Source organism: Rhizobium leguminosarum (assembly GCF_002953715.1).
Taxonomy (GTDB): Bacteria; Pseudomonadota; Alphaproteobacteria; order Rhizobiales; family Rhizobiaceae; genus Rhizobium; species Rhizobium leguminosarum_V.
Genome location: NZ_CP025013.1, coordinates 102,289 through 125,435, shown reverse-complemented (window position 1 = coordinate 125,435; position 23,147 = coordinate 102,289). Strand labels below are relative to the sequence as shown.

The following is a 23,147-nucleotide window of genomic DNA, read 5'->3' as shown; positions in this document are numbered from 1 at the left end:
GTCAGGCGGCATTTCGCTATCGGGGTTGCTTTCGGGAACGACCATGGCCAGTGACAAACTATCGACTTATCGATCGAAGCGCGACTTTCAGAAAACGGCCGAGCCGACCGGTGAAAAGCGCCTCGCGCGCAGCAATCGCCGTCGTTTTGTCATCCAGAAACACGATGCCACTCGACTGCACTACGATCTGAGACTCGAGCTCGATGGCATCTTCAAATCCTGGGCTGTCACGAAAGGTCCGTCCCTCGATCCGCACGACAAGCGGCTGGCCGTCGAGGTGGAGGATCATCCGCTCGACTATGGTGATTTCGAAGGCACCATTCCGAAAGGGCAGTATGGCGGTGGCACGGTCATGCTCTGGGATCGGGGCTATTGGGAACCGGAAGGAAAGAAGAGCCCGGAGCAGGCACTGGCAAAAGGCGATTTCAAGTTTACTCTGGAAGGCAAACGCCTGCACGGCAGCTTCGTGCTGGTGCGCATGCGCAATGATCGCAACGGCGGCAACCGGACAAATTGGCTGCTCATCAAACACCATGATCAGTTCTCTGTCGAAAATAATGGCGAAGCGATCCTCGAGAAGAACGACACCTCTGTCGCCTCAGGCCGAACCATGGAGATGATTGCCGCCGGCAAGGGACGAAAGCCCAAGCCTTTCATGGTCGAGGGTGGTGACGTTCAGGCTGATGCCGTCTGGGACAGCAATCACGGACTGGCTGCCGAAGAGCGAAAGGAGAACGCCGGAGGTGGTCGGAAATCGAAACCGGCCACAAAAATCGATCTGCCGGATTTCATTGTGCCGCAGCTCTGCCAGACCCTGGAACGCCCTCCGGCCGGCACCGGCTGGATTCACGAGATCAAGTTCGACGGTTACCGGATCCAGATGCGGGTGATGGATGGTGAGGCGACGCTGAAGACCAGGAAAGGGCTCGACTGGACGGCCAAATATCCCGAGATCGCCGAGGCGGCATCGACACTGCCCGATGCGATCATCGACGGCGAGATCTGCGCCCTCGACGATCACGGCGTTCCTGATTTCGCGGCCCTGCAGGCGGCCCTTTCGGAAGGCAAGACGGGGGAGCTCGTCTATTTCGCCTTCGATCTTCTCTATGAGGGTGGCGAGGACGTGCGATCTCTGCCGCTCGTCGAGCGCAAGACGCGGCTTCAAAGCCTTCTGTCCGACGCCGGCAATGATCCGCGCATCCGTTTCGTCGAGCATTTCGACACCGGCGGTGATGCAGTTCTCCGGTCTGCCTGCAAGCTCTCGCTGGAAGGCATCGTCTCGAAAGAGGCGGATGCACCCTATCAATCCGGCCGTACCGAAAGCTGGGCGAAGTCGAAATGCCGCGCCGGCCACGAGGTGGTGATCGGCGCCTATGCCAAGACCAACGGGAAATTCCGATCCCTGCTGGTCGGCGTCTACCGCGGCGACCACTTCGTCTATGTCGGCCGCGTCGGCACAGGATATGGCGCGAAGAAGGTTGAAACGCTGCTTTCGAAGTTGAAAGCGCTCGAGACGGCAAAATCACCTTTCACCGGCATCGGCGCGCCGAAGAAGGAGGCTGAGGTCACCTGGCTGAAGCCGGAGCTCGTGGCTGAAATCGAATTCGCCGGCTGGACCGCCGACGGCATTGTCCGGCAGGCCGCCTTCAAGGGACTGCGGGAAGACAAGCCGGCCAAAGAGGTCAAAGCCGAACGGCCGGCTACGCCCTCGCAAACAGACGTGCCGCTGCCGGCCGTGGAGGCGAAGGCCAGAACCACCCGCAAAAAAGGCGCCAAGGCCGAGGTCATGGGGGTACTGATCTCCAACCCGGACAAGCCGCTGTGGCCCGATGCCAATGACGGCAAACCCGTCACCAAGGAAGATCTGGCCCGCTACTACGAAGCCGTCGGCTCCTGGCTGATCGAGCACATCAAGGGACGGCCATGCTCCATCATCCGCACGCCTGACGGGATCGGCGGTGAGCAGTTTTTCCAGCGCCATGCGATGCCCGGCACCTCGAACCTTCTCGAACTGGTCAAGGTCTTCGGCGATAAAAAGCCCTATCTGCAAATCGACCGGGTCGAAGGCTTGGCTGCCGTCGCGCAAATCGGCGCCGTCGAGCTGCACCCCTGGAATTGTGAACCGCATCGGCCTGAGGTGCCCGGCCGGCTCGTCTTCGATCTTGATCCAGGTCCAGACGTGCCATTCTCCGCGGTCGTTTCAGCGGCTCGGGAAATGCGGGACCGTCTCGATGCGTTGGGCCTAGTCGGCTTTTGCAAGACGACTGGCGGCAAGGGTCTGCACGTTGTCACTCCGCTTGCGGTCAACAAGCGCAAGCCGCTCTCGTGGGCGCAAGCGAAGGATTTTGCCCACGATGTCTGCCAGCAGATGGCGCGCGACAATCCCGATCTCTATCTGATCAAGATGACCAAGAGCCTGAGGAACGGTCGGATCTTCCTCGACTATCTGCGCAACGACCGCATGGCGACGGCCGTGGCCCCTTTGTCGCCACGCGCCCGATCGGGAACCACCGTCTCAATGCCGCTGAGCTGGACGCAGGTCAAATCGGATCTGGACCCCAAGCGCTTCACCATCCGCACCGTTCCGGCGCTGCTGCCGAAGTCCTCTGCCTGGGAAGACTATTGCGACGGCCAACGGCCACTGGAACAGGCGATCAAGCGCCTCGGCAAGGCGCGCGTCGCCGCATGATCAGCGCGGACGCGTTGAGCTCGATCTCGCGAACCTTACCGGAAGAGCCAGCAGCCATGCCAGTGTTACCTGGCCCTTCAACAGCCACGTGGCTGCTTCCCTCGGAGGCAGGTTTACCGCCCATCGAACCACGGTGTCAGCAAGCCCGTCTTGCGCCGATAGGCTTCATATTCGGATGCCAGCGGTGATAGGGAGAACTTCCTCTCCTCATTGCGGGCTGCAATCACGTAGACAACCGTAAAAAATAAGACCGGCAGGATCGACCATATCGACCAAGATGCCAGCGCCCACCCCGACCAGAAGAGCAGGTAGGACGTGTAAAAAGGGTGCCGCAGGTAGCGATAGGGACCGTCGGTGACAAGACTATCTGGATGATCGAGGGTGAACACAAAGCGCAACCTGGCCTGTCGCGAGGCCGACACCGCCCACCAGAACAAGCCCGCCGACCCGATTTCAAATCCCAGTCCTACTACCTGTACCCATAGCATCTGCGTCCCGGACCAAACCAGGTACAGGAAAAACGCCGTCGTCGCGATGACGCCGACGGTGATCAGCTTTGCTCCGGCTTCCATCTTCGGTGAGTTGAAGTGGCCTCGCAACGACCACGCGTAGGACGCGACGATAGTCAGGCTGGTGATCGAAATAATGAAGTCCAGAAGAAATTGCATCTCGATACCCAGCTTGAAAGGTTGGTTACAATTGCTGCTGCGACAGACCTAACCCGTATAAAACGCCAAGGCAAATGATTGATGTATGATACGTAACCGCACCGAAACGTGTCGTGATTGCACGACCTGGTTTAGATCTGGTTTACGATGATCATGCACCTGCCGTAGATATTTTCGTGCAAGTCTTTGGCTGCGCTTTAGGGGTCGCAGCTTATGGACGTATTTCACTGTACAATCGACACTAGCCACGGCGCTGTGCGCATCAGTGACACTATCGATGGCGCTGCACCACTGGTTATGATACACGGCTCCGGCAGCTCACGGACGGTCTTTTCACGGCAACTACACAGCCATTTGTCACGGAATTGGCGTCTGATTGCGCTCGATCTTCCGGGACATGGCGAATCGAGCGACGCTCGAGATCCGCAGTCGACTTACACTGTCACCGGTCTTGCCGACTGCATAGGAGAGGTGGCAGCCCGCCTGGGGCTTCATCGCTTTCCCGTGCTGGGATGGTCGCTTGGCGGTCACGTCGCGATTGAGATGGCGGGCAGCGGCAACGGCATTTCGGGCCTGATGTTGTGCGGCACGCCACCGGTCCCCAGCGGTCTCCTCGGAATGCTGCGGGGATTCCATCCATCATTTGATATTCTTCTGGCATCAAAAGAGAACTTTACATCGCGTGACGTGGAGCGGTTTCAGTCTCTTTGCTTTGGAGACATGAGCAACCCCTCCTTTCGCGATGCTATAGCGCGCGCAGACGGGAGACTAAGGAGCGTTTTTTCTCGCGCAATGTTGCGGGGGCAGGGGGTGGATCAGCGCCGCACCGTCGAACAGGCTGATATACCCATTGCTTTTGTGAATGGATTTCATGACCCCTTTGTCAAACTCAGCTATTTTTCGGGCCTGAACATCCAGTTGCTCTTCGAAGGCAAAGCGCATGTAATGGAAGGTGCTGGTCACGCGCCCTTCTGGGAAAAGCCGGAGAGCTTCAACTCGATACTCGACCGGTTCCTGAACACAGTCGCCGCTCATGAAGCCAATACCGGTTTGAAAAATCATCATTTTCTTTCGAACAGATCAGTGTTCTAAGAGCGATACGCGGAGCTGCGGTCTCCTGTGCTTACAGTTTCCGAAACTTGTCGGGGGAAGATCGACGAGCGGCTCGAAAGACGACACAGGATCAATCAGGGCCGGTAATCGGATCGGAATGCGAGGGATATGTGGCTCGCCATTCGCCACGGCCACGAGCTCGTACTGCAAACGACGTAGTTTCCATCGGTCGTAAAACAATATTTGACGTCTAAGTTCCTTATGCGACGGTCATGGTCGGGCAACCGTCATTGCCTTTCCCGCAGACCGATCCCGCCCTATCATCCTGAGGCGCCTGCATGAAATCCAGGGAGATGGGAGAGCGATGTGGAATTGTTTAAGCCTGCTAGCTGCAGGAGTCTTTCTCCTCCAGCTATGCTCCTTCGCCAACGCACAGGCACCGAATGCCCTGGAGAGGGCCATCGGAGATGCGCAGCCATGCAGGTCGTTGAAGACCAAGGTATCGAGCTTCGGCATCAGTGTGGAGGTAGGCGTCGACAAGCTCGATTCCGTGAAGATCGAAAACCTGCAATTGTCGGTGAATGGCAACTCCGCGGAGGCGAGCGCCCGTGGCACGCTTGCTTGCAAGACCTCGGACGAAGCGCTGGTAGAAGGAGGGTTTTCAGCGACCGCAGAGGTTCGGCTGAAGGTCGACCTTACGACCTGCAAGATGACCGAGACCTCCATCGAGATCGTGAAGACCGGTGGCCGGTTCGGCGATATCGTCAAAGGACTTGAGACTGAAATCTCTGGCGCCCTCCGGCGAAGTCTGGAGAAAAACTTGGCCAAGCTTTGCGAGAATTGATCAGCGGATCGACACCGTTAGACAGAGTTTCGGATTGACGCCGCCAAAAAGTGTCTCCGGCCTTAGGACCCTGACGAAGCGAATTCCGCTGAGAGCTGTCGCCGGATTCGAAGATTTTCATCCAGGGAATGTAAAATCCCTCATCGGCGTCCGCAAGTCGCCGATGAGACGGAAGTCCCTCGGTGACGGTCTTAACTGTCTCGTCCCTCGCGAAGGAGAAATCCGGAGAGCTGTATTGCAGCATGCCGGTGGAGGGGTGGAGGCCTCCACGTCTGTGATGCCGACCCGATCTTCAAGGTCGCAGAAATGCCTTCGGCGACTATTGGGAAGGGATCGAAGACTGCGTTGCAGAGGTTCCGCCGCCTTAGCGGAGCAACCCATCGCGACTGAACTCTTCCCAGCCGAGAGGTTTCGAACCTGACGCATCGTCGGGGTCGGCATCAGGTTTCGAAGGGGTCTTGGCCTTGGTCTTCAGCGAACGCGTCAACTTCGCTTTCAAGGCTGCCCGTCGTCGTTTCTCGGCGGTAGCTTCAGCATCCTCTTCGCGCCAGACTGTCACCAGGTCTCGGTCGAGGATGTCCTCCACCACGCGCGGGTCGAATACGTGGAAGGTAATTTTCCTCGCCCGCCCATGCAGCTTCACCGTGCGGGTTCCAGCGCTGCGCAAGCGCCCGTCGGTGAGCCAGCGATGTCTCTCGGTAGTAGAGATCGTCAGGATATCCTGGATTTCACGAGGGATCACAGGCAAGGTTTCGATGTCTTCGAGCGCGTTGGAAACGACTGACGAAGCAGCACGGAACGCACTCTTAGCCGTTTCAGCCATCGCCAATGTCAGAGCACCCGCCTCGATTTCGAGCGACTTTCTCACCGCCAAAGGCAGACGTGCGCGAATTTCCAGCAGAATCCCCTTCGCGCGAACGGATGATCCGAGCGTGGCTGCGGTCGATAGGGGCCACTCCTTGATCAGCTCCGCATCGTCGGTGGTCTTGGGTTTTGCCATGTACGAGTAGATGGGCCTTCCGCTCTGCAGCGTCAACGACTACCCCAGGACGGAAGGCATCATGTGATTACGCTCAGTCGCGGTGCTCGGGCATCTGCTTGAGCTCGTCCTTGGTCCAGCTCGTAACGGCATGAACGTCGCCGTCTTCATCGCGCATGAACTCAAGATCCGAGATCGGAACTGCAACTGGCTTCGCGCCGATACCCCGAAAGCCTCCGACGTCGATGACCGCGGAGCCGCCGGCGCCCGCGCACCGTTCCGACCCTGCTGTCAAAATCTTCCGCCTGGGAAGATTGCAGTGACGGCAAGCGTCCGCTGGAACAGGCGATCAAGCGCCTCGGCAAAGTCTCCAAAGTGGCTTGAGCGTCGGACTACACTCCATCCGGCACTGTGATCAGCTGGTTTTCTCGGCGTGAATTTTCTCGGCGTGCTGATATTGCCATTCACAAAACTGCTCCAAATAACGGTTGGGCAAATCGCGTGCCATCACGTTGACAATCCTCTTTTGCTCAGGTCTACTGGTCCACTTACCGGACCAGTAGACCTGAGCGCGGGGAGGGAAAAGCAATGGACGTTCGAGCGATGCTCGAAGACGACGTTGCGGCGCTCGGTGGAGCGCCGAAGAAGTCGATGAAAGACTTCGTCGTCCAGAAGATTGCGACCTTCATTGCCACCGGCATTCTCAAGGTGGGCGATCCGTTGCCAAGCGAACGTGAACTCGCCTCCGCACTCTCGGTCAGCCGCGAGACCGTCCGTGGGGCCATCCTTATCCTTTCCACCCATGGGATTCTCTCGGTTGTGCACGGAACGCGCACGGTGGTGGCATCGGAGGACGTCGGCGAATTGGCCGTCCAGGCTGCGCGGTATCGCGACATCGCGGCCTACAGTCTCGACAATGTTCATGAGGCCCGGCTTCTTATCGAAGCACAGGTCGTCAGGGCTGCCGCGCTCAAGATGGAGCCTTCAACTTTTGATTATCTCCGCAAGTCGATCGCAGCGCAGGAGGCCGCCTGTGACGATCCTGTGCGTTTTTTGATCTGCGACCGGGAATTTCACACCGCTATCTACCGTTCCAGCGGCAACGCGGTGCTGGCTGATATGGCCGCCGACCTTTATTCCTATCTTCTGAGCCACCGAAGGCGCGTCGTATCGCAGCCCGGAACGATCGCCACGAGCATTGCCGATCACCGGTTGATCCTCGCTGGCTTGGAGACGCGGGACCCGGATGCCGCATGCGCGGCCTTCGCAATCCACGAAACCCGTATTTATACGACGACCAAATTACTCTTCTCGTAGTTCGCAGGGAGGCGAAACACGATGCATATTCTCATTATCGGGGCGGGAGGAATGATCGGCCGGAAGCTCGCCGCCACACTGGGGCGCAGCGGGTCACTCGGCGGCGATACAATCACGCGCATGACGCTTGTGGATGTAACGCCTCCGCCGGTGCCCACCGACGTCTCCGTGCCGGCGGAAGCGCTGGCTGCCGATATTTCCGAAAGCGGCGCAGCGGAAGCCCTGGCGGCTCGCCGGGCCGACGTGATCTTCCATCTCGCCGCGATCGTTTCCGGCGAAGCCGAGCGCAATTTCGACCTCGGCTACAAGGTCAATCTGGACGGCACGCGATTGCTGTTGGAAGCGATCCGCCGGGAAGGAAGCCGCCAAGCCTATGTTCCCCGGTTCGTATTCTCCTCGTCGATCGCGGTCTATGGCTCGCCGTTTCCCGATCCCATTCCCGACGATTACGTGCTCGCACCTCTCACCAGCTACGGAGTCCAGAAGGCGATATCCGAGCTTCTGCTTGCCGACTATTCGCGGCGCGGCTTTATCGACGGCGTCGGAATTCGGTTGCCGACCATCGTGATCCGGCCGGGTGCGCCGAATGCCGCCGCATCGGGCTTCTTTTCGGGAATCCTGCGTGAACCGCTTGCAGGCCAGCGGGCTGTTCTTCCGGTCGAAGAAACGGTCAAGCACTGGCTGGCAAGCCCGCGTTCCGCCATCAAGTTCCTGATCCATGCGGCCACGCTCGACACGGCGGCGCTGGGTGTTCGGCGCACGCTCACCATGCCGGGCGTCGCCGCCACCGTTGCCGACCAGATCGCAGCCTTGCGCCGTGCTGCCGGTCCCGAGGCGGCGGACTTGATCGATCGTCGCCGCGACGAGGTCATTGAAGGGATCGTCGCCGGATGGCCGAAGTCCTTTACGCCCGAACGCGCGACGCAACTGGGTTTCGTCGCCGAAACCACGGTGGACGAGCTGATCAAGGTCTATCTCGCCGAAGACGCTCCGGGTGCGTCCGGATGAGATTGAACCGGGCTAAAACCGCCCCATAAGAGGACAGTACCGCCCGGGCACACCCGCATATGCGGGATTGCAGCGGCAGAAGGACTTGAGAAGATAAGGCCGCCGGCAAGATATACGAAAATACGAATACATAGCATGTAGCGCTCGATTTCTGGGAGGAGTGGGTATGGCAGGCGTTCAATTCGCGGATGTGCGGAAATCATTCGGGGCATTTCCGGTGATCAAAGGCGTGGATATCGACATTGCCGACGGGGAGTTCGTGATCCTGGTCGGCCCGTCGGGTTGTGGAAAATCCACGCTTCTGCGGATGCTGGCGGGACTTGAGAATATTTCCGGCGGCGAGATCAAGATCGGCGGGCGCGTGGTCAACACGCTGCCGCCCAAGGACCGCGACATCGCCATGGTGTTCCAGAACTATGCGCTCTATCCGCATATGACGGTACAAGAGAACATGGGTTTCTCGCTGATGCTGAACAAGGCGCCGAAGGCGGAAGCCGAGAAGCGGGTGAAATATGCCGCCGGCATCCTCGGTCTCGACAAATTGCTCGACCGTTATCCGCGCCAGCTTTCCGGCGGCCAGCGCCAGCGCGTCGCCATGGGGCGGGCGATCGTGCGCGATCCGGAAGTCTTCCTGTTCGACGAACCGCTGTCCAACCTCGATGCGAAGCTGCGCGTCGCCATGCGCGCCGAAATCAAGGAACTGCACCAGCGGCTGAAAACGACGACGGTCTACGTCACCCACGACCAGATCGAGGCCATGACCATGGCCGACAAGATCGTCGTCATGCATGACGGCGTCGTCGAGCAGATCGGCACGCCGCTCGAGCTTTACGACAAGCCGGCCAATCTCTTCGTGGGCGGGTTCATCGGCTCGCCGGCGATGAACATGATCAAGGGCAGGCTCGACCCCGAAAACCCGACAAGTTTCAAGGCGCCGGACGGCACGGCGCTCCCGGTTTCCAATCCGCCTGCCGACGCCCTGGGTCGCGACCTCGTCTACGGGCTTCGCCCGGAATACATCCTGCTCGACGCCAATGGCCTGCCCGGCGAAATCGTGGTGATCGAGCCGACCGGCTACGAGACGCATCTTATTCTCAGGCTCGGCGGCAGCGATCTCAGCTGCGTCTTCCGCGAACGCGTCAGCGCGCGCCCAGGCGAGACCCTGCGCGTTGCGATCGACGCCGCGCATGTTCATCTCTTCGATGCCGAGAGCGGCCGGAGATTGACCGACTGACGCCGTCCGGCGGCTGCGCGGGGCGGAGGAGCCCCGTCAGCCGCAGGTCGGCTGCACCCTGGTTCAGGGATGCAAGGACCGCCGTTCGCCAAGCGGGAGGTGAATGGCGGAGAGTTCGCACCCGCTGTTTTGAAGAGGAGGAATATCATGAGGATTAAGAGACGTGACTTTCTTGCCGCCTCGGCTGCCGTCGCCGGCGCCGCCGGCTTCGGCATCCGGCCATCCCTTGCGCAGGCCGAACCGACCTACACACCGGAAAGCGGCGCTAGCTTGCGGCTGCTGCGCTGGACACCTTTCGTCAAGGGCGACGAGGAAGCCTGGCTTGCAAACACCAAGAAATTCATAGACGCGACCGGCGTCCAGGTACGCATCGACAAGGAAAGCTGGGAAGATATCCGCCCAAAGGCGGCCGTCGCGGCCAATGTCGGCTCCGGCCCGGACCTCATCATGTGCTGGTTCGATGACGCTCACCAGTATCCCGACAAGCTGGTCGACCTGACCGAGCTCGCCAACTATCTCGGCAACAAGTATGGCGGCTGGTATGATGGTGTGAAGGGCTATGCCGCGCGCGGCGACACGTTCATCGCCATGCCGCTGGCGGCAATCGGCAATGCGGTGGTCTATCGCGACACTCACGTGAAGGCTGCCGGCTTCAACGAGTTCCCGAAGGATACGGCAGGCTTCCTCGAGCTTTGTAAGGCGATGAAAGCCAAGGGCACGCCGGCCGGCTTCCCGCACGGCAAGGCCGTCGGCGACGGCAACAACTACGCCCATTGGCTGCTTTGGAGCCACGGCGGCAAGATGGTCGACGAAGGCGGCAAGGTGACGATCAACAGCCCGGAAACGCTGGCGTCGATCAACTATGCCAAGGAGCTCTATGCGACCTTCATTCCGGGCACGGAAAGCTGGCAGGACGTCAACAACAACCGCGCCTTCCTCGCGGGCCAGGTTTCGCTGATAGCCAACGGCGTCTCGGTCTATTACACGGCCAAGAACGACCCGAAGCTCGCCGAGATCGCCAAGGACATCCGCACGACGAATTTCCCCGTCGGCCCGGTTGGCCAGAGCGTCGAGCTTTTCCAGACGAGCTCACTGCTTCTCTTCAAGCATACGAAGTATCCGGAAGCGGCGAAGGCCTACATCAAGTTCATGATGGAAGCCGACCAGATGAATGCCTGGATCCAGGGCTCCAGCGCCTATTGCTGCCAGCCGCTCAAGGCTTTCGCCAAGAACCCGATCTGGACATCCGATCCGATCCACGCGCCTTATGCACGTGCCTCGGAAAAGCTGCGTCCGAACGGCTATGCCGGCCCACTCGGTTATGCCTCGGCAGCGACCATGGCCGATTACGTTCTGGTCGACATGTATGCGGCCGCCGTCACCGGCCAGATGTCGCCCGAAGATGCGATGAAGGAAGCTGAACGCCGGGCAAACCGCTACTATCGCGTCTGAGCCACGCCTCAAAACAAGCGGCGTGCCGGCCCTCGGCATGCCGCAAGTCCTCCGCGAGTTCAAACGCAATCTGGGAGATAGGCAATGTCGATGGTGAATTCGGAGGACAGGCGTGGGCCGATCTCTTCGCTCCTGCAGAACAACAATGTGCTCGGCTTCCTGTTCATGCTGCCGGCGGCCGTGTTCCTCGTCTGCTTTCTCACCTATCCGCTGGGGCTCGGCGTCTGGCTCGGCTTCACCGATACGAGGATCGGCCGCGACGGCATCTTCATCGGGCTTGAGAACTACCAGTTCCTGATGGACGACAGCGTCTTCTGGCTATCGGTCTTCAACACCATTCTCTATACCTCCGTTGCCTCGGTATTGAAATTCGCGCTCGGCCTCTGGCTGGCGATGCTGCTCAACCAGCACCTGCCGTTCAAATCCTTTTTCCGGGCAATCGTGCTGCTTCCCTGGGTCGTGCCGACGGTGCTTTCGGCGCTGGCCTTCTGGTGGATCTATGATTCCCAATTTTCGATCATCTCCTGGTCGCTGATGAAGCTGGGGCTGATCAGCGGACCGATCAACTTCCTCGGCGATCCCATAAATGCGCGCATATCCGTCATCGTCGCCAATGTCTGGCGCGGCATTCCCTTCGTGGCGATCTCGCTGCTTGCGGGCCTGCAGACCATTCCGGCGTCGCTGCAGGAGGCCGCCTCGCTCGACGGCGCCACGAGCTGGCAACGTTTCCGCTATGTGACGCTGCCGATGTTGACGCCGATCATCGCCGTGGTGATGACCTTCTCGGTGCTTTTCACCTTTACCGACTTCCAGCTCATCTACGTGCTGACCAAGGGCGGACCGGTCAACGCGACGCATCTGATGGCGACGCTATCCTTCCAGCGCGGCATTCCCGGCGGTCAGCTCGGTGAAGGTGCGGCCATCGCAGTCGCCATGGTGCCCTTCCTGCTCGGCGCCATCATGTTCAGCTTCTTCGGCCTGCAACGGCGCAAATGGCAACAGGGCGGCCAGGATTAAGGCCAGGGTTAGGGAGAGTGACGATGTCGATAAATTCAAACGCCGCCGATCAGGTCGTGACCGACAATGCCGAAGGCATGAGCTATCTGAACCGCCTGCCGCGGCGGATCGTGATGCTCTACCTGCCGATGGCCGTCTTCGTCGTCGTGCTGCTCTTCCCGTTCTACTGGATGGCGATCACCGCGGTGAAGCCGAACGATCAGCTGACCGACTATAACAACTACAGCCCCTTCTGGGTGGTCGGGCCAACGCTCGATCACATCAAATATCTGTTTTTCGAGACGTCCTATCCGGGCTGGCTGTGGAACACGATGTTGGTTGCGGTCTGCTCCACCTTTCTCTCGCTGGTAGCCTCGGTCTTCGGCGCCTATGCCATCGAGCGCGTCCGCTTCACCGGCTCGCGTTCAGTCGGCCTGGTGATCTTCCTCGCCTATCTCGTACCGCCGTCGATCCTCTTCATCCCGCTTGCCTTCATTGTTTTCAAGCTCGGGATCTACGACTCGCGGCTGGCGCTGATCTTCACCTACCCGACCTTCCTCATTCCCTTCTGCACCTGGCTGCTGATGGGCTACTTCCGCTCGATCCCATTCGAGCTGGAGGAAAGCGCGCTGGTGGATGGCGCCAACAGATGGCAGATTCTCACCAAGATCATCCTGCCGCTCGCGGTGCCAGGGCTGATCTCAGCCGGCATCTTCGCCTTCACGCTGTCCTGGAACGAATTCATCTATGCGCTGACTTTCATCCAGTCGTCGGAAAACAAAACCATTCCGGTCGGCGTGCTGACCGAACTGGTGCGCGGCGATGTCTTTGAATGGGGAGCACTCATGGCAGGCGCGCTGTTCGGCTCGCTCCCGGTGGTCATCCTCTACTCGTTCTTCGTGGACTACTACGTCTCATCGATGACCGGGGCGGTGAAGGAGTGACACCTACCGCGGGCACGCCCTTGCTTCCCGCAGCAGCTGCGACTGGGTGTTACCGGTGCGCAGTAGCAATGATAGGCGTGTCCGCAGCTTAGATGGGATCAGCGGCCGTCCCATCATGTATCGAAACCTCGTCTTGCCGAGATCGAATAATTGTAAATTGCCGCGTAGCTCGTCGATACGAGCAGCGGAAATGCGATGGTCTTGAGTATTTCCGGTGTGCCGGTCGCCGCATGGATCGCCACGAGAATGCTGGCTGAGCCGAGACAAGCAATGAGAGGCGGCGCCCAAAATCGTACCGATCCGACGAAGCGTTTTGAAAGCCAGTGGATCACAGATTTCAGGAAAAGCGTCAGGCAGGCGGATATCGTACCCTGCACAAGGCCGGCATAGAGCGGCAATGGCATGGCGTGTGCGCGATTGGCGAAAACCGCCCAGCTGCCCATTGCCAAAAAGGCGAAGAGAACATGGACAACGCCGCTGCGGAGAAGCCGGTGCAGTGCATTCGGCATCACAGCGGCCACCCGTAGCGATGGATAGGCGCCAGGAAGACGAGGAAATCCAGCCTGTCGATCAACACGATCATTTGCGAGCGCCTCTAAGGCCTGGCATGCGGAGTGCCGATCCGCGGCTCGAACCGTTGCGTAGGATTGGCTGCGAATTGCTTTCAAACAGTATATTTGGATAGGTAAAGCTGACCACACCTCGGCCGGCGGCGCGGCTCGGGTGCAACAGGGTCAGACCCTGTTCTTCATCGCGGCCCGCAATACATCATTGATCCGATCCTGCCAGCCAGCGCCATCTTCCTGGAAAAAGGCCAGCACATCGCTGTCGATCTTGAGCGAAACAAGCTCCTTGGTATTCGGCAGCGCCGGCCGCTCGACAGCTGGTTCCAGCTTCTTCTTTGCGGGTTTGAACAACGCTTCGGCGGCATCCATTGGATTGACAGGTCGTCGGGGCGGGTTTGTCATCGTTGTCACTTTCTATTGCCTGTCGGAGCGACATATGAGCGGCATACGTGATGTCTGCTGCTTCGTCGACCATTTATCTTGTTTTACGACACGGCGACTTAGCCGACCTGCTCGATCGCCAGCGTGCCGGCGGCAGAGACCGATCAGCGACCTCGCAGAGACGGCCGGATCCAGCCAGACCGCCCAGGCACTGCGGTCCAGGATGACAAATCGTGGTCCTCAACGGCCCAAGATGCCCTTCATGTCGAAAACAGCGGCATTGTCCTGAACCTCGCGCAGTCCCTTGTAGGAGGCATGACGGAGATTGCCGTCATCCGTCCAGCCGCGAAACTCGATTTCGGCGATCAGCGTCGGTTGTACGAAGACGAGGTGTTTGCCCTTCAGGGGAACGGCCGACCGGCTCGTCTTCAAACGGTCGAGCGCCCTTTTCAGGTCTTCAGCATCCCTGGCACCGAAACCAGTCCCGACCGACCCAACGTTAACCCAGTCGAAGCCTTGTCTGCCGGCCAGCAGCAGGCTGCCGATGCCACCACGGGCGGATGCCGACTGCTCATAGCCGACGATCATGAAGCTCTCGCTCTGGACGCATTTTATTTTCAGCCAGTCGCCCGTGCGGCCACTGCGGTAGGGCCGGTCGCGATGCTTGGCGATGATGCCTTCCAGATGACGATGGCAGGCGTGCTCGAGAAGGTCTTCGGCCGGCAGTTCTATCTCTGCGGAAATGCGGATCGCCTGATCGCCGTCTTCCGGTATCAGGTCCCTAAGGAGGTGCCGGCGCACGTCAAGCTCTGTGCCAGTGAGATCGTGCCCGTCGAGATAGAGAAGATCGAAGACGACGAGGATCGACTCGGTCGACACTCGCTTGCCTCCCCGCCCGCCGAGCGAACGCTGAAGGGCGCCAAAATGCGACCGGCCATGATCGTCGAGCACAACCGCCTCGCCATCGAGAATGGCAGTGGTTACTCCAAGCTCTTTTGCTGCCGCGACGATGGCGGGGAAGCGGTGGGTCCAGTCATGGCCGCCGCGGGTGATCACCCGCACGCCCTTCGGCTCGATGTGGATTGCCAATCGGTAGCCGTCCCACTTCACCTCGTAGAGCCAGTCCGGCCCCACAGGCACGGTCGGCTTCAGCAGCGCGAGGCAGGGCTCGACGCGCAGCGGCATTGGATCGAAGGGCAGACTGGGCTGGTCAGGATCGCGCTTGCGGATCGGACGAGACTGCAGCTTCGAGTGTGACTCGCCAAGCAAGGGCAGAATTGGGCGGCGCGGGTGCTTCATGATCAGGTCTAACACCTCCCCGGGTGCCCTGCTCGGCTTTTTCATCTGCTTCTTCTTCGCGTCGATGGCAACAACGCGACTCAACCAAATCACTCGGCTGATTGTTCCGACTCGAAACGAATCTCAATTCAAGGACTTAACGCGTCGATGCCTCCCGTATTCCAAGTCCCGACATCGCTGCCGGAACTGGATTGGGCCGAGCAGTCGTCGCGTTGGTCGTCCCGGTGCGGCCTCTGTGGCATCGAACACACTCCGGCCCGGCATCACCCTCAGCATTCCTCAACGGGCGCTGTACTTCGCGTCGAGATCGTCCATGGCCTTGACGTTACCGGCAGAACGGCCGTTCTCGTCGAAGGTCTGGGCAAGAAACGCATCAGCGATCGACTTTGCCAGCTCGGTTCCGATGACGCGGGCTCCCATGGTGATGATCTGCGCATTGTTGGAAAGCGCGGCACGCTCGGCAGAATAGGTGTCGTGCGTCAGGGCGGCGCGGATACCCGGAACCTTGTTGGCCGAGATGCAGACGCCGATGCCGGTGCCGCAAACGAGGATCGCCTTGTCGTAGGTACCGTTGATGACGCCTGAGGCAACGCGGTCCGAGAGGTTCGCGTAGAAAGGATCGGCACCGGCGCTCGTGCGCGAGACTTCGTACACATCGAAGCGGTCCTTCAGATGGTCGGCCAGAACCTTAGCGAGGCCTTCGCCGGCGCTGTCTCCTGCAATGGCAAGTTTCATTGTCTTTCTCCTCAGAGTTTGGCGGCGCATCTGGCCAGGATGTCGAGGTAACCTTCGACATTCCAGGCCGAACGGCCGATGAAGAGCCCGTCGATATGCGGGCTCGAGATCAGTTCTTCGCAGTTCTGTGGGTTGACCGACCCGCCATAAAGGCAGGGGATCTTCCGGCCCAGCACAGCTTCGGCAACGGCGATGATTTCAGACTGGCGGGCATCCGCATAATCCGCGGTCGCCGGGATGCCCTTCTCGCCGATCGCCCAGACCGGCTCGTAGGCCAGCAGGATTTCGGCAGCCTTTTGGGCGTCCGAAAGTTTCGAAAGCGCGCCGCGCACCTGGGTCGCGAGGATGTCGGCGGCCTTTCCGCTTTCGCGGTCGGAAAGCGTCTCGCCAATGCAGATCAGCGGGATGAGACCGTGGCGAACCGCCGCTCCGGTCTTCAGACCCACTGTCTCGTCGGTCTCTCCAAAGTGTTCGCGCCGCTCGGAATGGCCGAGCTCGACGAGATCGAGATTGCAATCCTTCAGCATCACCGGCGAGACTTCGCCGGTCCAGGCGCCCTGGTCGGCCCAATGCATGTTCTGCGCGCCGACCTTCACCGAGGTCTTGGCAAGCATCGCCTTGACCTCGCGCACCGCCGTGAAGGGCGGAATCACGAAGCGCTGGATGCGCGGGTCGCGCGCGGCATCGGCGGCTTCGAGGCCGCGTGCGAAATGCTCGGCTTCAGCAAGCGTCTTGTTCATCTTCCAGCTGGTGCCAATCCAGAAACGCGGCTTTTCGGTCATGTCGGATCCTGCGTTGATGCAATGGTGAGCGTAATGCCCGCCTGCTCGAATTCCTCCAGGACAGCAGCATCGGGTGCGCTGTCGGTGATAACGGCGTCGAAGTCGGCCAGATCCGCCATGACATGCAGGGCGGTGTGGCCGATGCGCTGGTGATTGACCAGAAGACAGGTCCTGGTCGACGATGCGATCATTGCCCGCTTGGCGCGCACGACATTGTCGTCCATATGATAGGCGAGCCTGCCGCTGACGGCGGGCGTGGAAATGAAGGCAAGGTCGGCCCTCAGCCGCGACAGTGCCTCCTCGGTAACGACGCCGAGATAGGCGTTGAATTTCGCCGAATAGATGCCGCCAAGCGCGATCAGGGTGATGCCGGTTTCGCCTTTCAGCCGCTCCATGATCGCCGCATTGTTGGTGATCAACGTCAACGGCCGCTTCTGCAGCAGCATTTCGCCGAGCACGGCCGCCATCGAGCCATCGTTTACCATCACCGTCATCCCCGGCTCGACCAGTTCCAACGCGGTCTGCGCCATGGCCAGCTTGGCCTCGTTGCCCTGGCGCTCGCGAATGCGGAAGTCGCTTTCGAACTGCGTTCCGGCGTCAATGGTCGCGCCGCCGCGAACCTTGCGCAGGACGCCAGCCTGCTCGAGATCGTCGAGATCGCGATGGATCGTCATCTTTGACACGGTGAAGCGATCGGCAAGGTCGTCGAGATCGACGGTCTTGTTTTCGACGAGCAGGTTGACGATCAACTGTTGCCGCTCTTCCCGCCTCATCCCGCTCTCCACCCTCGTTTGATGTTAAGATAACGGAGCATACGTGATAATCAACATCATTTATGTTATTTTGCGATCAAATGTTGTTGTTTTCGATCGCTACTTCAATAATGCCTGCGCGGTTCGCTCGTCGGTGATCAGCCCGAAAAGACGGCGGCTATTCAGAATTGCCCGGATAGCCGGCACTTTCGACTGTCCGCCCGCCAACGCCACAAGCCGCTCTTTCTTGGTCTTGGGGAAAGACGCAGAGAGCGTGCGCGCCGTCAGCGCGGTGTCAAGGATGTGGCCGTCGGCGTCGAAAAAGTGTCCGAGGATTTCGCCGACGCCGCCTGCCGCAGCAATGTCGTCGATTTCACCGGATTCGACCATGCCGGACAAAACCAGCTGCGCCTCGGCATCGACAGTGCCAAGGCCGACGAGCTTCAGATCGGCATTATTGGCAAGATCGAAGACCTCCTTGACGGCACGCTGCGCCTTCAGCACTTCGCGGTCCTCGCCGGTATTGGCGAAAAAGGGAACCGGCATGACATAGGCATGGGCGCCGGTCTTTTCGGCGATGCGATGCATCACGTCATAGGGATTGGCGCCGTAGTTTCGTGTCAGCCCGCCAAGCAAGGAGACGAAGCGCAGGTTCTTCGCGCTCACCCTCGGCATATATTGGACGGCGGCGGAAAGCGTGCGGCCATGACCAAGGCCGATGACCGTATTGTCGCCGCGCTCGATCTCGCGCTTGAGATAACCGGCGCCGGCATGGCCGAGTGCGCGCAGCGGCAAGCCTTCCTCGCCGAGATCGGGTGCGACCTCGCAATATTGAAGCCCGAACCGTTCCGAAAGCCGCATCTCCAGCTCGACGCATTCGACGATATCCCCGTCGATGGTGACTTTGACGACGCCGTCGGCAACCGCTCTTGCGATCAGGCGATGGGCCTTTACCGACGGCACGCCGAGGCGGCGAGCAACGTCGGACTGCGTCAGGCCACCGGCATAATGAAGCCAGGCAGCACGCACGGCAAGCGTATCATCGGCGTCCGTCATCACGGCTCCCTTTCGAATGTCATGCGGCGATTCCGCCGTATCGCAGTGCTGCCTTTTAAGGATCTCCGCCTCAGATGTTCAAGTCAGCGACGCCGGTGTCGATATGCGGCGCCCAGAAGGCGACGCTTTCGGCGATCTGCGGGATGACCTGGCGATCGTTTGGCTCGCGTTCCTTGAAGGAAAGTTCCAGGCAGATTTCATTGTCTTTTGCTCCACCTTCGGCCAGCGCCTGCAGCAGAGGTGCCGGCTGTATGCGGCCCTTGGCGTTGAATTCGGCGGTAAAGGGCCGGTGCCCGCCCTTGTCCATCAGGCTCTGCTTGATGTGGATGATCGGCGATACCGGCGGGACGGCGCGTGCCCAGGCATAGGGGTCATAGTCGTCGGGATTGGCGGAGGTGATGTCGCCATGATCGATGTCGGCCATCATCCACATCGGGATGGCCATGCCGGCCGATGTCAGCCGCTCCTGCAGTGACAGGCAGGCGCCGATCGTCTCGCCGAACTCGCGACCGATGCTCATCGGCTCCCAGAACATGTAGGAGAGGCCTGCGGCGCGCGCATGCTCGGCGACATCGGCCCAACAATCAATCGCGATTTTGATCAGTTCCTCGCGTCTGGCCGGATCGTCGAAATCCTTATAGGTGAAGATCGCAAATTGCGTGCCGACCGAGTGGCCGCCGAGATCGGCGGTGATATCGGCGAAGGTCTTGAACCATTCGATGTAGTAGCGGCGGACATCGGCATCCGGATGTCCGAAATGGTTGAGACGCCCATAGGGGCCGGTCATGCCCGAAGTGACCCGCACCCCCGTGCGCTTCAGCGCAGCGCTCATCGTGCGCGTCAGGCGGCGGATGACCGGCGCCTGCCAGCTCGGATTGATGAACTCGTGGGTCAGCTGGAGGTCGCGGATCCGCAAATCACGCGCCACCGTGTCGATGAGGTCGTCTGGGTCGGCGAAGCGGTTCACCAGCGGATTGGTATTGAGCGAAAGGGTCAGCTGCATGGCGGCATCCTTCAGGCGGCGGCAAGGCGGGTTGAAGCAAACCACTCGCCAAAGGCCACGCGCTCCGCTTCGTTCAGATGGAGGTAGTGTTTGGTGCGGCGATAGAGGATGTCCTCGGCCGTTTCGGCCCATTCCGTGGCGACGAGATAACGGGCCTCGGCCTCATAGAGCTGTCCGCCGAAATGCCGCCCGAGCCCTTCCATGCCTGTCGCGCCGGCAACCACATTCCTGGCGCGGGCGCCATAGAGACGGCCGTAGTGATGCACGAGCTTGCGCGGCATCCAGGGATAGATATCGCGCAGGCTATTGGCGAAGCTCTCATAATCGGCATTCGGAATTTCGCCGCCCGGCAGCGGCGCTTTCCCAGTCCAGTCGCCTCCCATGTTCGGGAAGATGTGCTTCAGGCGCTGCATGCCGCGTTCGGCGAGCTCGCGGAATGTGGTGATCTTGCCGCCGAAAACGTTGAGCAGCGGAGCACCGCCTGTCTCGTCGAGATCGAAGACATAGTCGCGGGTAACGGCCGACGGGTTACCCTTGCCGTCGTCAAACAGCGGGCGCACGCCGGAGAAGCTGTGCAGCACATCCTGCCGACGCAGCTTTTCCTTGAAGTAGCGATTGACCGCCTTGAGCAGATACTCGATCTCCGACTCGTCGGCGGCAACATCCTCGGCCCGGCCTTCGTACGCGATATCGGTCGTCCCGATCAGCGCCTTGTCGCCCTCGTAGGGATTGATGAAAATGACGCGTTTGTCGTGGTTCTGCACCAGATAGGCATTGGCGCCCGCCCAGAACTTCGGCACGATGATGTGGCTGCCCTTGACGAGGCGGACATTGCGACCGGAGTTCGAACCGGCGACGCGATTGATGATGTCCATCACCCAGGGGCCGGCACAATTCACCAGACATTTGGCGCGGAAGGTTCGCGTTTCTCCCGTGGAGTTGTTTTTCGAGACCACGGTCCAACCGCCATTCTCGCGGCGGGCCGACACGGCCGGCGAGCGTGTCAGCACCAGGGCGCCGTTTTCCGCTGCGCTGACCGCATTCAAGGTCACAAGGCGGGCGTCGTCGACCCAGCAATCGGAATATTCAAAACCGCGTGTGTATTGATCGAGGATCGGCGTGCCTTCCGGGTCACGGAGCAGGTTGAGCGTGCGGGTCCCAGGCAGCTTCTTGCGGCCGCCGAGATGATCATAGAGGAAGAGGCCGAGCCGCACGAGCCATGCGGGGCGATCCTCAGGGCTGTGCGGCAGGACGAAGCGCATCGGCCAGATGATATGCGGCGCGGCATTGAGCAGCACTTCACGCTCGATCAGCGCCTCACGCACCAAGCGGAATTCGTAATATTCGAGGTAACGCAGACCTCCATGCACCAACTTACCCGAGCGCGACGAGGTTCCCTGTGCCAGATCGTCCTTTTCGCACAGCACGACCTTCAGGCCGCGGCCGGCAGCATCGCGTGCTATCCCCGCGCCGTTGATGCCTCCGCCGATGACGAAGAGATCCAGGAGTTCGGGTTCGGTCATGTCATGCTCCTTCGATGCCTGCTGCATCAGAATTACGCGCCCACCGGCGACGTCGTTGCGGCTTCGGCAAGCTTGTCCCAGGCGGGCGCCATTGCCTGGCGCACATCGGTATAGGCAGAAAAGAGCCGGTCGAACCGGTGGGCCTCGCTGGCATCCGGTGTCTCCGGATCGCCGAGCAGCGGCGTCACCCAGTCTGCAATGCAATCGTCCATGCTGGAATAGACGCCGACAGCCACCGCGGCCATCATCGCCACGCCAGCCGCCCCCGTCTCTTCGCGGCGCGACTGGCGGATCGGTGCGTTAACGGCGGCCGAGAGTGAACGGCGAAGAGCGACGGAGCGTGTTGCCCCGCCCGTGACCCGCAGCTCTTCGGGCATCGCACCCATCGCCGCGTAGCAGTCGCGGGTGGCAAGCCCCAACCCTTCGACCACGCTGCGCAGCAGGTCGGGGAAGCCGTGACGCATCGAAAGCCCAGTGAAGCCCGCGCGCGCATTGGCGTTGACGAAAGGCCCACGTTCGCCCGCTTCGGAAATGTAGGGATGGTAAAGCACCGATCCCGGTCGGCTTTCTGCAAACCAGCCGTCGATGCGCGCAATGAGGTCTGCATGCGAAGCAGGCTTGCCTGCCTCGGCCATGAGATAGGCGGCGACATCCAGGATCCAGTCGATGTTGATCGTGGCGCCCATATTGGTCTGGACCTGAGTGACGATGCCGGGGATGGGCAGGGCGATCACATAGCCGGTACCCTGACGATTGAGCTGAACGTCGGCAACGGACTTGGCGCGCAAATGCACGCCGGTCGAGCCGATCGTCGAGCAGGCGGCGTTGCGAGCGCCGCTGCGCACGCCTGCACCAAGCGCCGTCATCACCATGTCGACATAGCCGAGGCAGACCGGCGTTCCGGCAAGAAGCCCGCAGGCCTTCGCCGCCTCCGACGTCAGCGGGTGGCTGATCTCGCTGCCGTCGATGATTTCGGGCAGGAGCCTGCGTCTGTGGTCAAGGCCGAGCGCGTCGATCACGACGGCATCATACTGGCGCGTCCTGAAATTGCCGAAGGTGAAACTCGCCTCCGATGGATCGGTTGCCCGCACGCCTGTGAGGTTGAGATAGAGCCAGTCCTTGCAGTGCAGCGCCGTCTCCGCCCGATCGAGAAGATCCGGCGTGAAGCGGTCCATATGGGCAAGCTGCGCGCCCTGCTGGCAAGTGTTGAGGCCGGTGCCGGTTGCTTCGAAGCGGGCACGGTTCTGCGTTCCGCCGGCAAGCGACGTGACTGTCGGCGCGGCGCGCGCGTCGAGCCACAGCCAGGCATCGGCAACCGGCCTATTGCCGCGGCCGACGAGCCATGTGCCGTCGCCCTGTCCGGTGACGGCGATGGCTGCGGTGCGTGACGCAAGATCAGGGACATTTTCGCCGAGACCACGCAACGCACTGGCGCAATCGAGCCAGGTCTGATCGAGCGACTGCGTTGCCGAGCCATCGTCTCCGGTGGTGTATCTGTTGCGAACGGAGGCCGAGGCAATCTGGCGTCCGGACAGATCGAAAGCAACGGCCTTGATGACCGAGGTGCCGGCATCTATGCCAATGATGATCTTCTGGGTCGATGTCATTGCAGGCCTATCTCGCTACCACCGCAGGCGCCGCGGCGGGCAATACGCGCATCAAATTCATCTGAAGTCCTCCCGATCCCTAAACTCTCTCTGGGATGATGCATCCGGCTGCCAACGTCGGTCCTTTCACCGGCAACGGCAAGCGCACCGCCTTTGACAAATCCCAGATGGCGTGCAGCCGAAACCTCCCTAAGCTCGCTCGAAAAGATAACATAAAGATACCACAATGCTAGTAAGATTTTTCTAGCGATGTAATTTT

At 60.4% G+C, this 23,147-nt stretch carries 21 protein-coding genes and 1 pseudogene; 9 read left to right on the top strand and 13 right to left on the bottom strand.

The annotated features are described in order from the left end of the window. Nucleotides 1-43: 43 nt before the first annotated feature. Nucleotides 44-2,689 carry a DNA ligase D gene (gene ligD / locus CUJ84_RS24905; protein ID WP_105008392.1) on the top strand — a complete coding sequence of 882 codons (2,646 nt, stop codon included), beginning with the start codon at nt 44-46 and terminating at the stop codon, nt 2,687-2,689. A gap of 113 nt (nt 2,690-2,802) precedes the next feature. Here the strand turns inward: ligD (CUJ84_RS24905) and CUJ84_RS24900 are convergent, their stop codons facing one another. Continuing rightward, a complete protein-coding gene (locus CUJ84_RS24900; protein WP_105008391.1) occupies nt 2,803-3,357 on the bottom strand; it encodes a methyltransferase family protein in 555 nt (184 codons plus the stop codon). A 213-nt stretch (nt 3,358-3,570) separates the two neighbouring features. On the opposite strand from CUJ84_RS24900, the gene CUJ84_RS24895 reads away from it, so the two are divergent. Both CUJ84_RS24895 and CUJ84_RS24890 read left to right on the top strand, forming a co-directional pair. Continuing rightward, nucleotides 3,571-4,449 carry an alpha/beta fold hydrolase gene (locus CUJ84_RS24895; RefSeq protein WP_105008390.1) on the top strand — a complete coding sequence of 293 codons (879 nt, stop codon included), beginning with the start codon at nt 3,571-3,573 and terminating at the stop codon, nt 4,447-4,449. 325 nt (nt 4,450-4,774) lie between these two features. Then, nucleotides 4,775-5,254: a hypothetical protein gene (locus tag CUJ84_RS24890; RefSeq protein WP_105008389.1), complete on the top strand. Its 480-nt coding sequence runs from the start codon at nt 4,775-4,777 to the stop codon at nt 5,252-5,254. A gap of 364 nt (nt 5,255-5,618) precedes the next feature. Here the strand turns inward: CUJ84_RS24890 and CUJ84_RS24885 are convergent, their stop codons facing one another. Next, nucleotides 5,619-6,254: a hypothetical protein gene (locus CUJ84_RS24885; RefSeq protein WP_105008388.1), complete on the bottom strand. Its 636-nt coding sequence runs from the start codon at nt 6,252-6,254 to the stop codon at nt 5,619-5,621. A gap of 73 nt (nt 6,255-6,327) precedes the next feature. Then, nucleotides 6,328-6,501, bottom strand: a pseudogene (locus CUJ84_RS24880) (PRC-barrel domain containing protein); the annotation flags it as partial. A 320-nt stretch (nt 6,502-6,821) separates the two neighbouring features. Here CUJ84_RS24880 and CUJ84_RS24875 point away from each other — a divergent pair. From CUJ84_RS24875 to CUJ84_RS24850, 6 genes are all read left to right on the top strand, one after another. Then, complete coding sequence (locus CUJ84_RS24875) at nt 6,822-7,550, top strand: FadR/GntR family transcriptional regulator (RefSeq protein WP_017991662.1); 729 nt, start codon at nt 6,822-6,824, stop codon at nt 7,548-7,550. Between the two features lie 21 nt (nt 7,551-7,571). Next, complete coding sequence (gene denD, locus CUJ84_RS24870; RefSeq protein ID WP_105008387.1) at nt 7,572-8,558, top strand: D-erythronate dehydrogenase; 987 nt, start codon at nt 7,572-7,574, stop codon at nt 8,556-8,558. Nucleotides 8,559-8,724: 166 nt separating this feature from the next. Then, nucleotides 8,725-9,792 carry an ABC transporter ATP-binding protein gene (locus CUJ84_RS24865; RefSeq protein ID WP_003550787.1) on the top strand — a complete coding sequence of 356 codons (1,068 nt, stop codon included), beginning with the start codon at nt 8,725-8,727 and terminating at the stop codon, nt 9,790-9,792. Nucleotides 9,793-9,939: 147 nt separating this feature from the next. After that, the gene (locus tag CUJ84_RS24860; protein ID WP_105008386.1) at nt 9,940-11,244 is read left to right on the top strand and encodes an ABC transporter substrate-binding protein; all 1,305 of its coding nucleotides are present in this window, start codon (nt 9,940-9,942) and stop codon (nt 11,242-11,244) included. An 84-nt stretch (nt 11,245-11,328) separates the two neighbouring features. Then, complete coding sequence (locus tag CUJ84_RS24855) at nt 11,329-12,261, top strand: carbohydrate ABC transporter permease (RefSeq protein ID WP_018516760.1); 933 nt, start codon at nt 11,329-11,331, stop codon at nt 12,259-12,261. A 23-nt stretch (nt 12,262-12,284) separates the two neighbouring features. Then, nucleotides 12,285-13,184 carry a carbohydrate ABC transporter permease gene (locus CUJ84_RS24850; protein ID WP_105008385.1) on the top strand — a complete coding sequence of 300 codons (900 nt, stop codon included), beginning with the start codon at nt 12,285-12,287 and terminating at the stop codon, nt 13,182-13,184. 113 nt (nt 13,185-13,297) lie between these two features. On the opposite strand, the gene CUJ84_RS24845 is transcribed toward CUJ84_RS24850, so the two are convergent. The 10 genes from CUJ84_RS24845 to CUJ84_RS24795 form a co-directional block, all read right to left on the bottom strand. Further along, the gene (locus CUJ84_RS24845; protein ID WP_105008384.1) at nt 13,298-13,693 is read right to left on the bottom strand and encodes a hypothetical protein; all 396 of its coding nucleotides are present in this window, start codon (nt 13,691-13,693) and stop codon (nt 13,298-13,300) included. Nucleotides 13,694-13,918: 225 nt separating this feature from the next. Next, nucleotides 13,919-14,152 carry a BrnA antitoxin family protein gene (locus tag CUJ84_RS24840; RefSeq protein ID WP_105008383.1) on the bottom strand — a complete coding sequence of 78 codons (234 nt, stop codon included), beginning with the start codon at nt 14,150-14,152 and terminating at the stop codon, nt 13,919-13,921. A 219-nt stretch (nt 14,153-14,371) separates the two neighbouring features. Further along, nucleotides 14,372-15,430, bottom strand: coding sequence for a non-homologous end-joining DNA ligase (gene ligD, locus CUJ84_RS24830; RefSeq protein WP_105009152.1), 1,059 nt, complete (start codon nt 15,428-15,430; stop codon nt 14,372-14,374). Between the two features lie 279 nt (nt 15,431-15,709). Further along, nucleotides 15,710-16,165, bottom strand: coding sequence for an RpiB/LacA/LacB family sugar-phosphate isomerase (locus CUJ84_RS24825; RefSeq protein WP_105008382.1), 456 nt, complete (start codon nt 16,163-16,165; stop codon nt 15,710-15,712). 11 nt (nt 16,166-16,176) lie between these two features. Continuing rightward, entirely contained in the window at nt 16,177-16,947 is a 771-nt protein-coding gene (locus CUJ84_RS24820) for a triose-phosphate isomerase (RefSeq protein WP_105008381.1), read from the bottom strand. After that, complete coding sequence (locus tag CUJ84_RS24815; protein WP_105008380.1) at nt 16,944-17,720, bottom strand: DeoR/GlpR family DNA-binding transcription regulator; 777 nt, start codon at nt 17,718-17,720, stop codon at nt 16,944-16,946. Before CUJ84_RS24815 ends, CUJ84_RS24820 begins: the two co-directional genes overlap by 4 nt. Before the next feature lie 99 nt (nt 17,721-17,819). Next, nucleotides 17,820-18,755, bottom strand: coding sequence for a sugar-binding transcriptional regulator (locus CUJ84_RS24810; RefSeq protein WP_105008379.1), 936 nt, complete (start codon nt 18,753-18,755; stop codon nt 17,820-17,822). Between the two features lie 70 nt (nt 18,756-18,825). Continuing rightward, complete coding sequence (locus tag CUJ84_RS24805) at nt 18,826-19,758, bottom strand: sugar phosphate isomerase/epimerase family protein (RefSeq protein ID WP_105008378.1); 933 nt, start codon at nt 19,756-19,758, stop codon at nt 18,826-18,828. 11 nt (nt 19,759-19,769) lie between these two features. Further along, nucleotides 19,770-21,281: a glycerol-3-phosphate dehydrogenase gene (locus CUJ84_RS24800; protein ID WP_105009151.1), complete on the bottom strand. Its 1,512-nt coding sequence runs from the start codon at nt 21,279-21,281 to the stop codon at nt 19,770-19,772. Nucleotides 21,282-21,313: 32 nt separating this feature from the next. Further along, entirely contained in the window at nt 21,314-22,888 is a 1,575-nt protein-coding gene (locus tag CUJ84_RS24795) for an FGGY-family carbohydrate kinase (RefSeq protein WP_105008377.1), read from the bottom strand. Nucleotides 22,889-23,147: the final 259 nt, after the last annotated feature.

What these genes read in the sequence shown, in the direction of transcription:
- CUJ84_RS24795 (WP_105008377.1), bottom strand. Translation starts at nt 22,888, where the DNA reads ATGACATCGACCCAGAAGATCATCATTGGCATAGATGCCGGCACCTCG.
- CUJ84_RS24860 (WP_105008386.1), top strand. Translation starts at nt 9,940, where the DNA reads ATGAGGATTAAGAGACGTGACTTTCTTGCCGCCTCGGCTGCCGTCGCC.
- denD (WP_105008387.1), top strand. Translation starts at nt 7,572, where the DNA reads ATGCATATTCTCATTATCGGGGCGGGAGGAATGATCGGCCGGAAGCTC.
- ligD (WP_105008392.1), top strand. Translation starts at nt 44, where the DNA reads ATGGCCAGTGACAAACTATCGACTTATCGATCGAAGCGCGACTTTCAG.
- CUJ84_RS24850 (WP_105008385.1), top strand. Translation starts at nt 12,285, where the DNA reads ATGTCGATAAATTCAAACGCCGCCGATCAGGTCGTGACCGACAATGCC.
- CUJ84_RS24855 (WP_018516760.1), top strand. Translation starts at nt 11,329, where the DNA reads ATGTCGATGGTGAATTCGGAGGACAGGCGTGGGCCGATCTCTTCGCTC.
- CUJ84_RS24815 (WP_105008380.1), bottom strand. Translation starts at nt 17,720, where the DNA reads ATGAGGCGGGAAGAGCGGCAACAGTTGATCGTCAACCTGCTCGTCGAA.
- CUJ84_RS24865 (WP_003550787.1), top strand. Translation starts at nt 8,725, where the DNA reads ATGGCAGGCGTTCAATTCGCGGATGTGCGGAAATCATTCGGGGCATTT.
- CUJ84_RS24875 (WP_017991662.1), top strand. Translation starts at nt 6,822, where the DNA reads ATGGACGTTCGAGCGATGCTCGAAGACGACGTTGCGGCGCTCGGTGGA.
- CUJ84_RS24805 (WP_105008378.1), bottom strand. Translation starts at nt 19,758, where the DNA reads ATGCAGCTGACCCTTTCGCTCAATACCAATCCGCTGGTGAACCGCTTC.
- CUJ84_RS24840 (WP_105008383.1), bottom strand. Translation starts at nt 14,152, where the DNA reads ATGACAAACCCGCCCCGACGACCTGTCAATCCAATGGATGCCGCCGAA.
- CUJ84_RS24895 (WP_105008390.1), top strand. Translation starts at nt 3,571, where the DNA reads ATGGACGTATTTCACTGTACAATCGACACTAGCCACGGCGCTGTGCGC.
- CUJ84_RS24825 (WP_105008382.1), bottom strand. Translation starts at nt 16,165, where the DNA reads ATGAAACTTGCCATTGCAGGAGACAGCGCCGGCGAAGGCCTCGCTAAG.
- CUJ84_RS24845 (WP_105008384.1), bottom strand. Translation starts at nt 13,693, where the DNA reads ATGCCGAATGCACTGCACCGGCTTCTCCGCAGCGGCGTTGTCCATGTT.
- CUJ84_RS24810 (WP_105008379.1), bottom strand. Translation starts at nt 18,755, where the DNA reads ATGACGGACGCCGATGATACGCTTGCCGTGCGTGCTGCCTGGCTTCAT.
- CUJ84_RS24820 (WP_105008381.1), bottom strand. Translation starts at nt 16,947, where the DNA reads ATGACCGAAAAGCCGCGTTTCTGGATTGGCACCAGCTGGAAGATGAAC.
- CUJ84_RS24885 (WP_105008388.1), bottom strand. Translation starts at nt 6,254, where the DNA reads ATGGCAAAACCCAAGACCACCGACGATGCGGAGCTGATCAAGGAGTGG.
- CUJ84_RS24890 (WP_105008389.1), top strand. Translation starts at nt 4,775, where the DNA reads ATGTGGAATTGTTTAAGCCTGCTAGCTGCAGGAGTCTTTCTCCTCCAG.
- CUJ84_RS24800 (WP_105009151.1), bottom strand. Translation starts at nt 21,281, where the DNA reads ATGACCGAACCCGAACTCCTGGATCTCTTCGTCATCGGCGGAGGCATC.
- ligD (WP_105009152.1), bottom strand. Translation starts at nt 15,430, where the DNA reads ATGAAGCACCCGCGCCGCCCAATTCTGCCCTTGCTTGGCGAGTCACAC.
- CUJ84_RS24900 (WP_105008391.1), bottom strand. Translation starts at nt 3,357, where the DNA reads ATGCAATTTCTTCTGGACTTCATTATTTCGATCACCAGCCTGACTATC.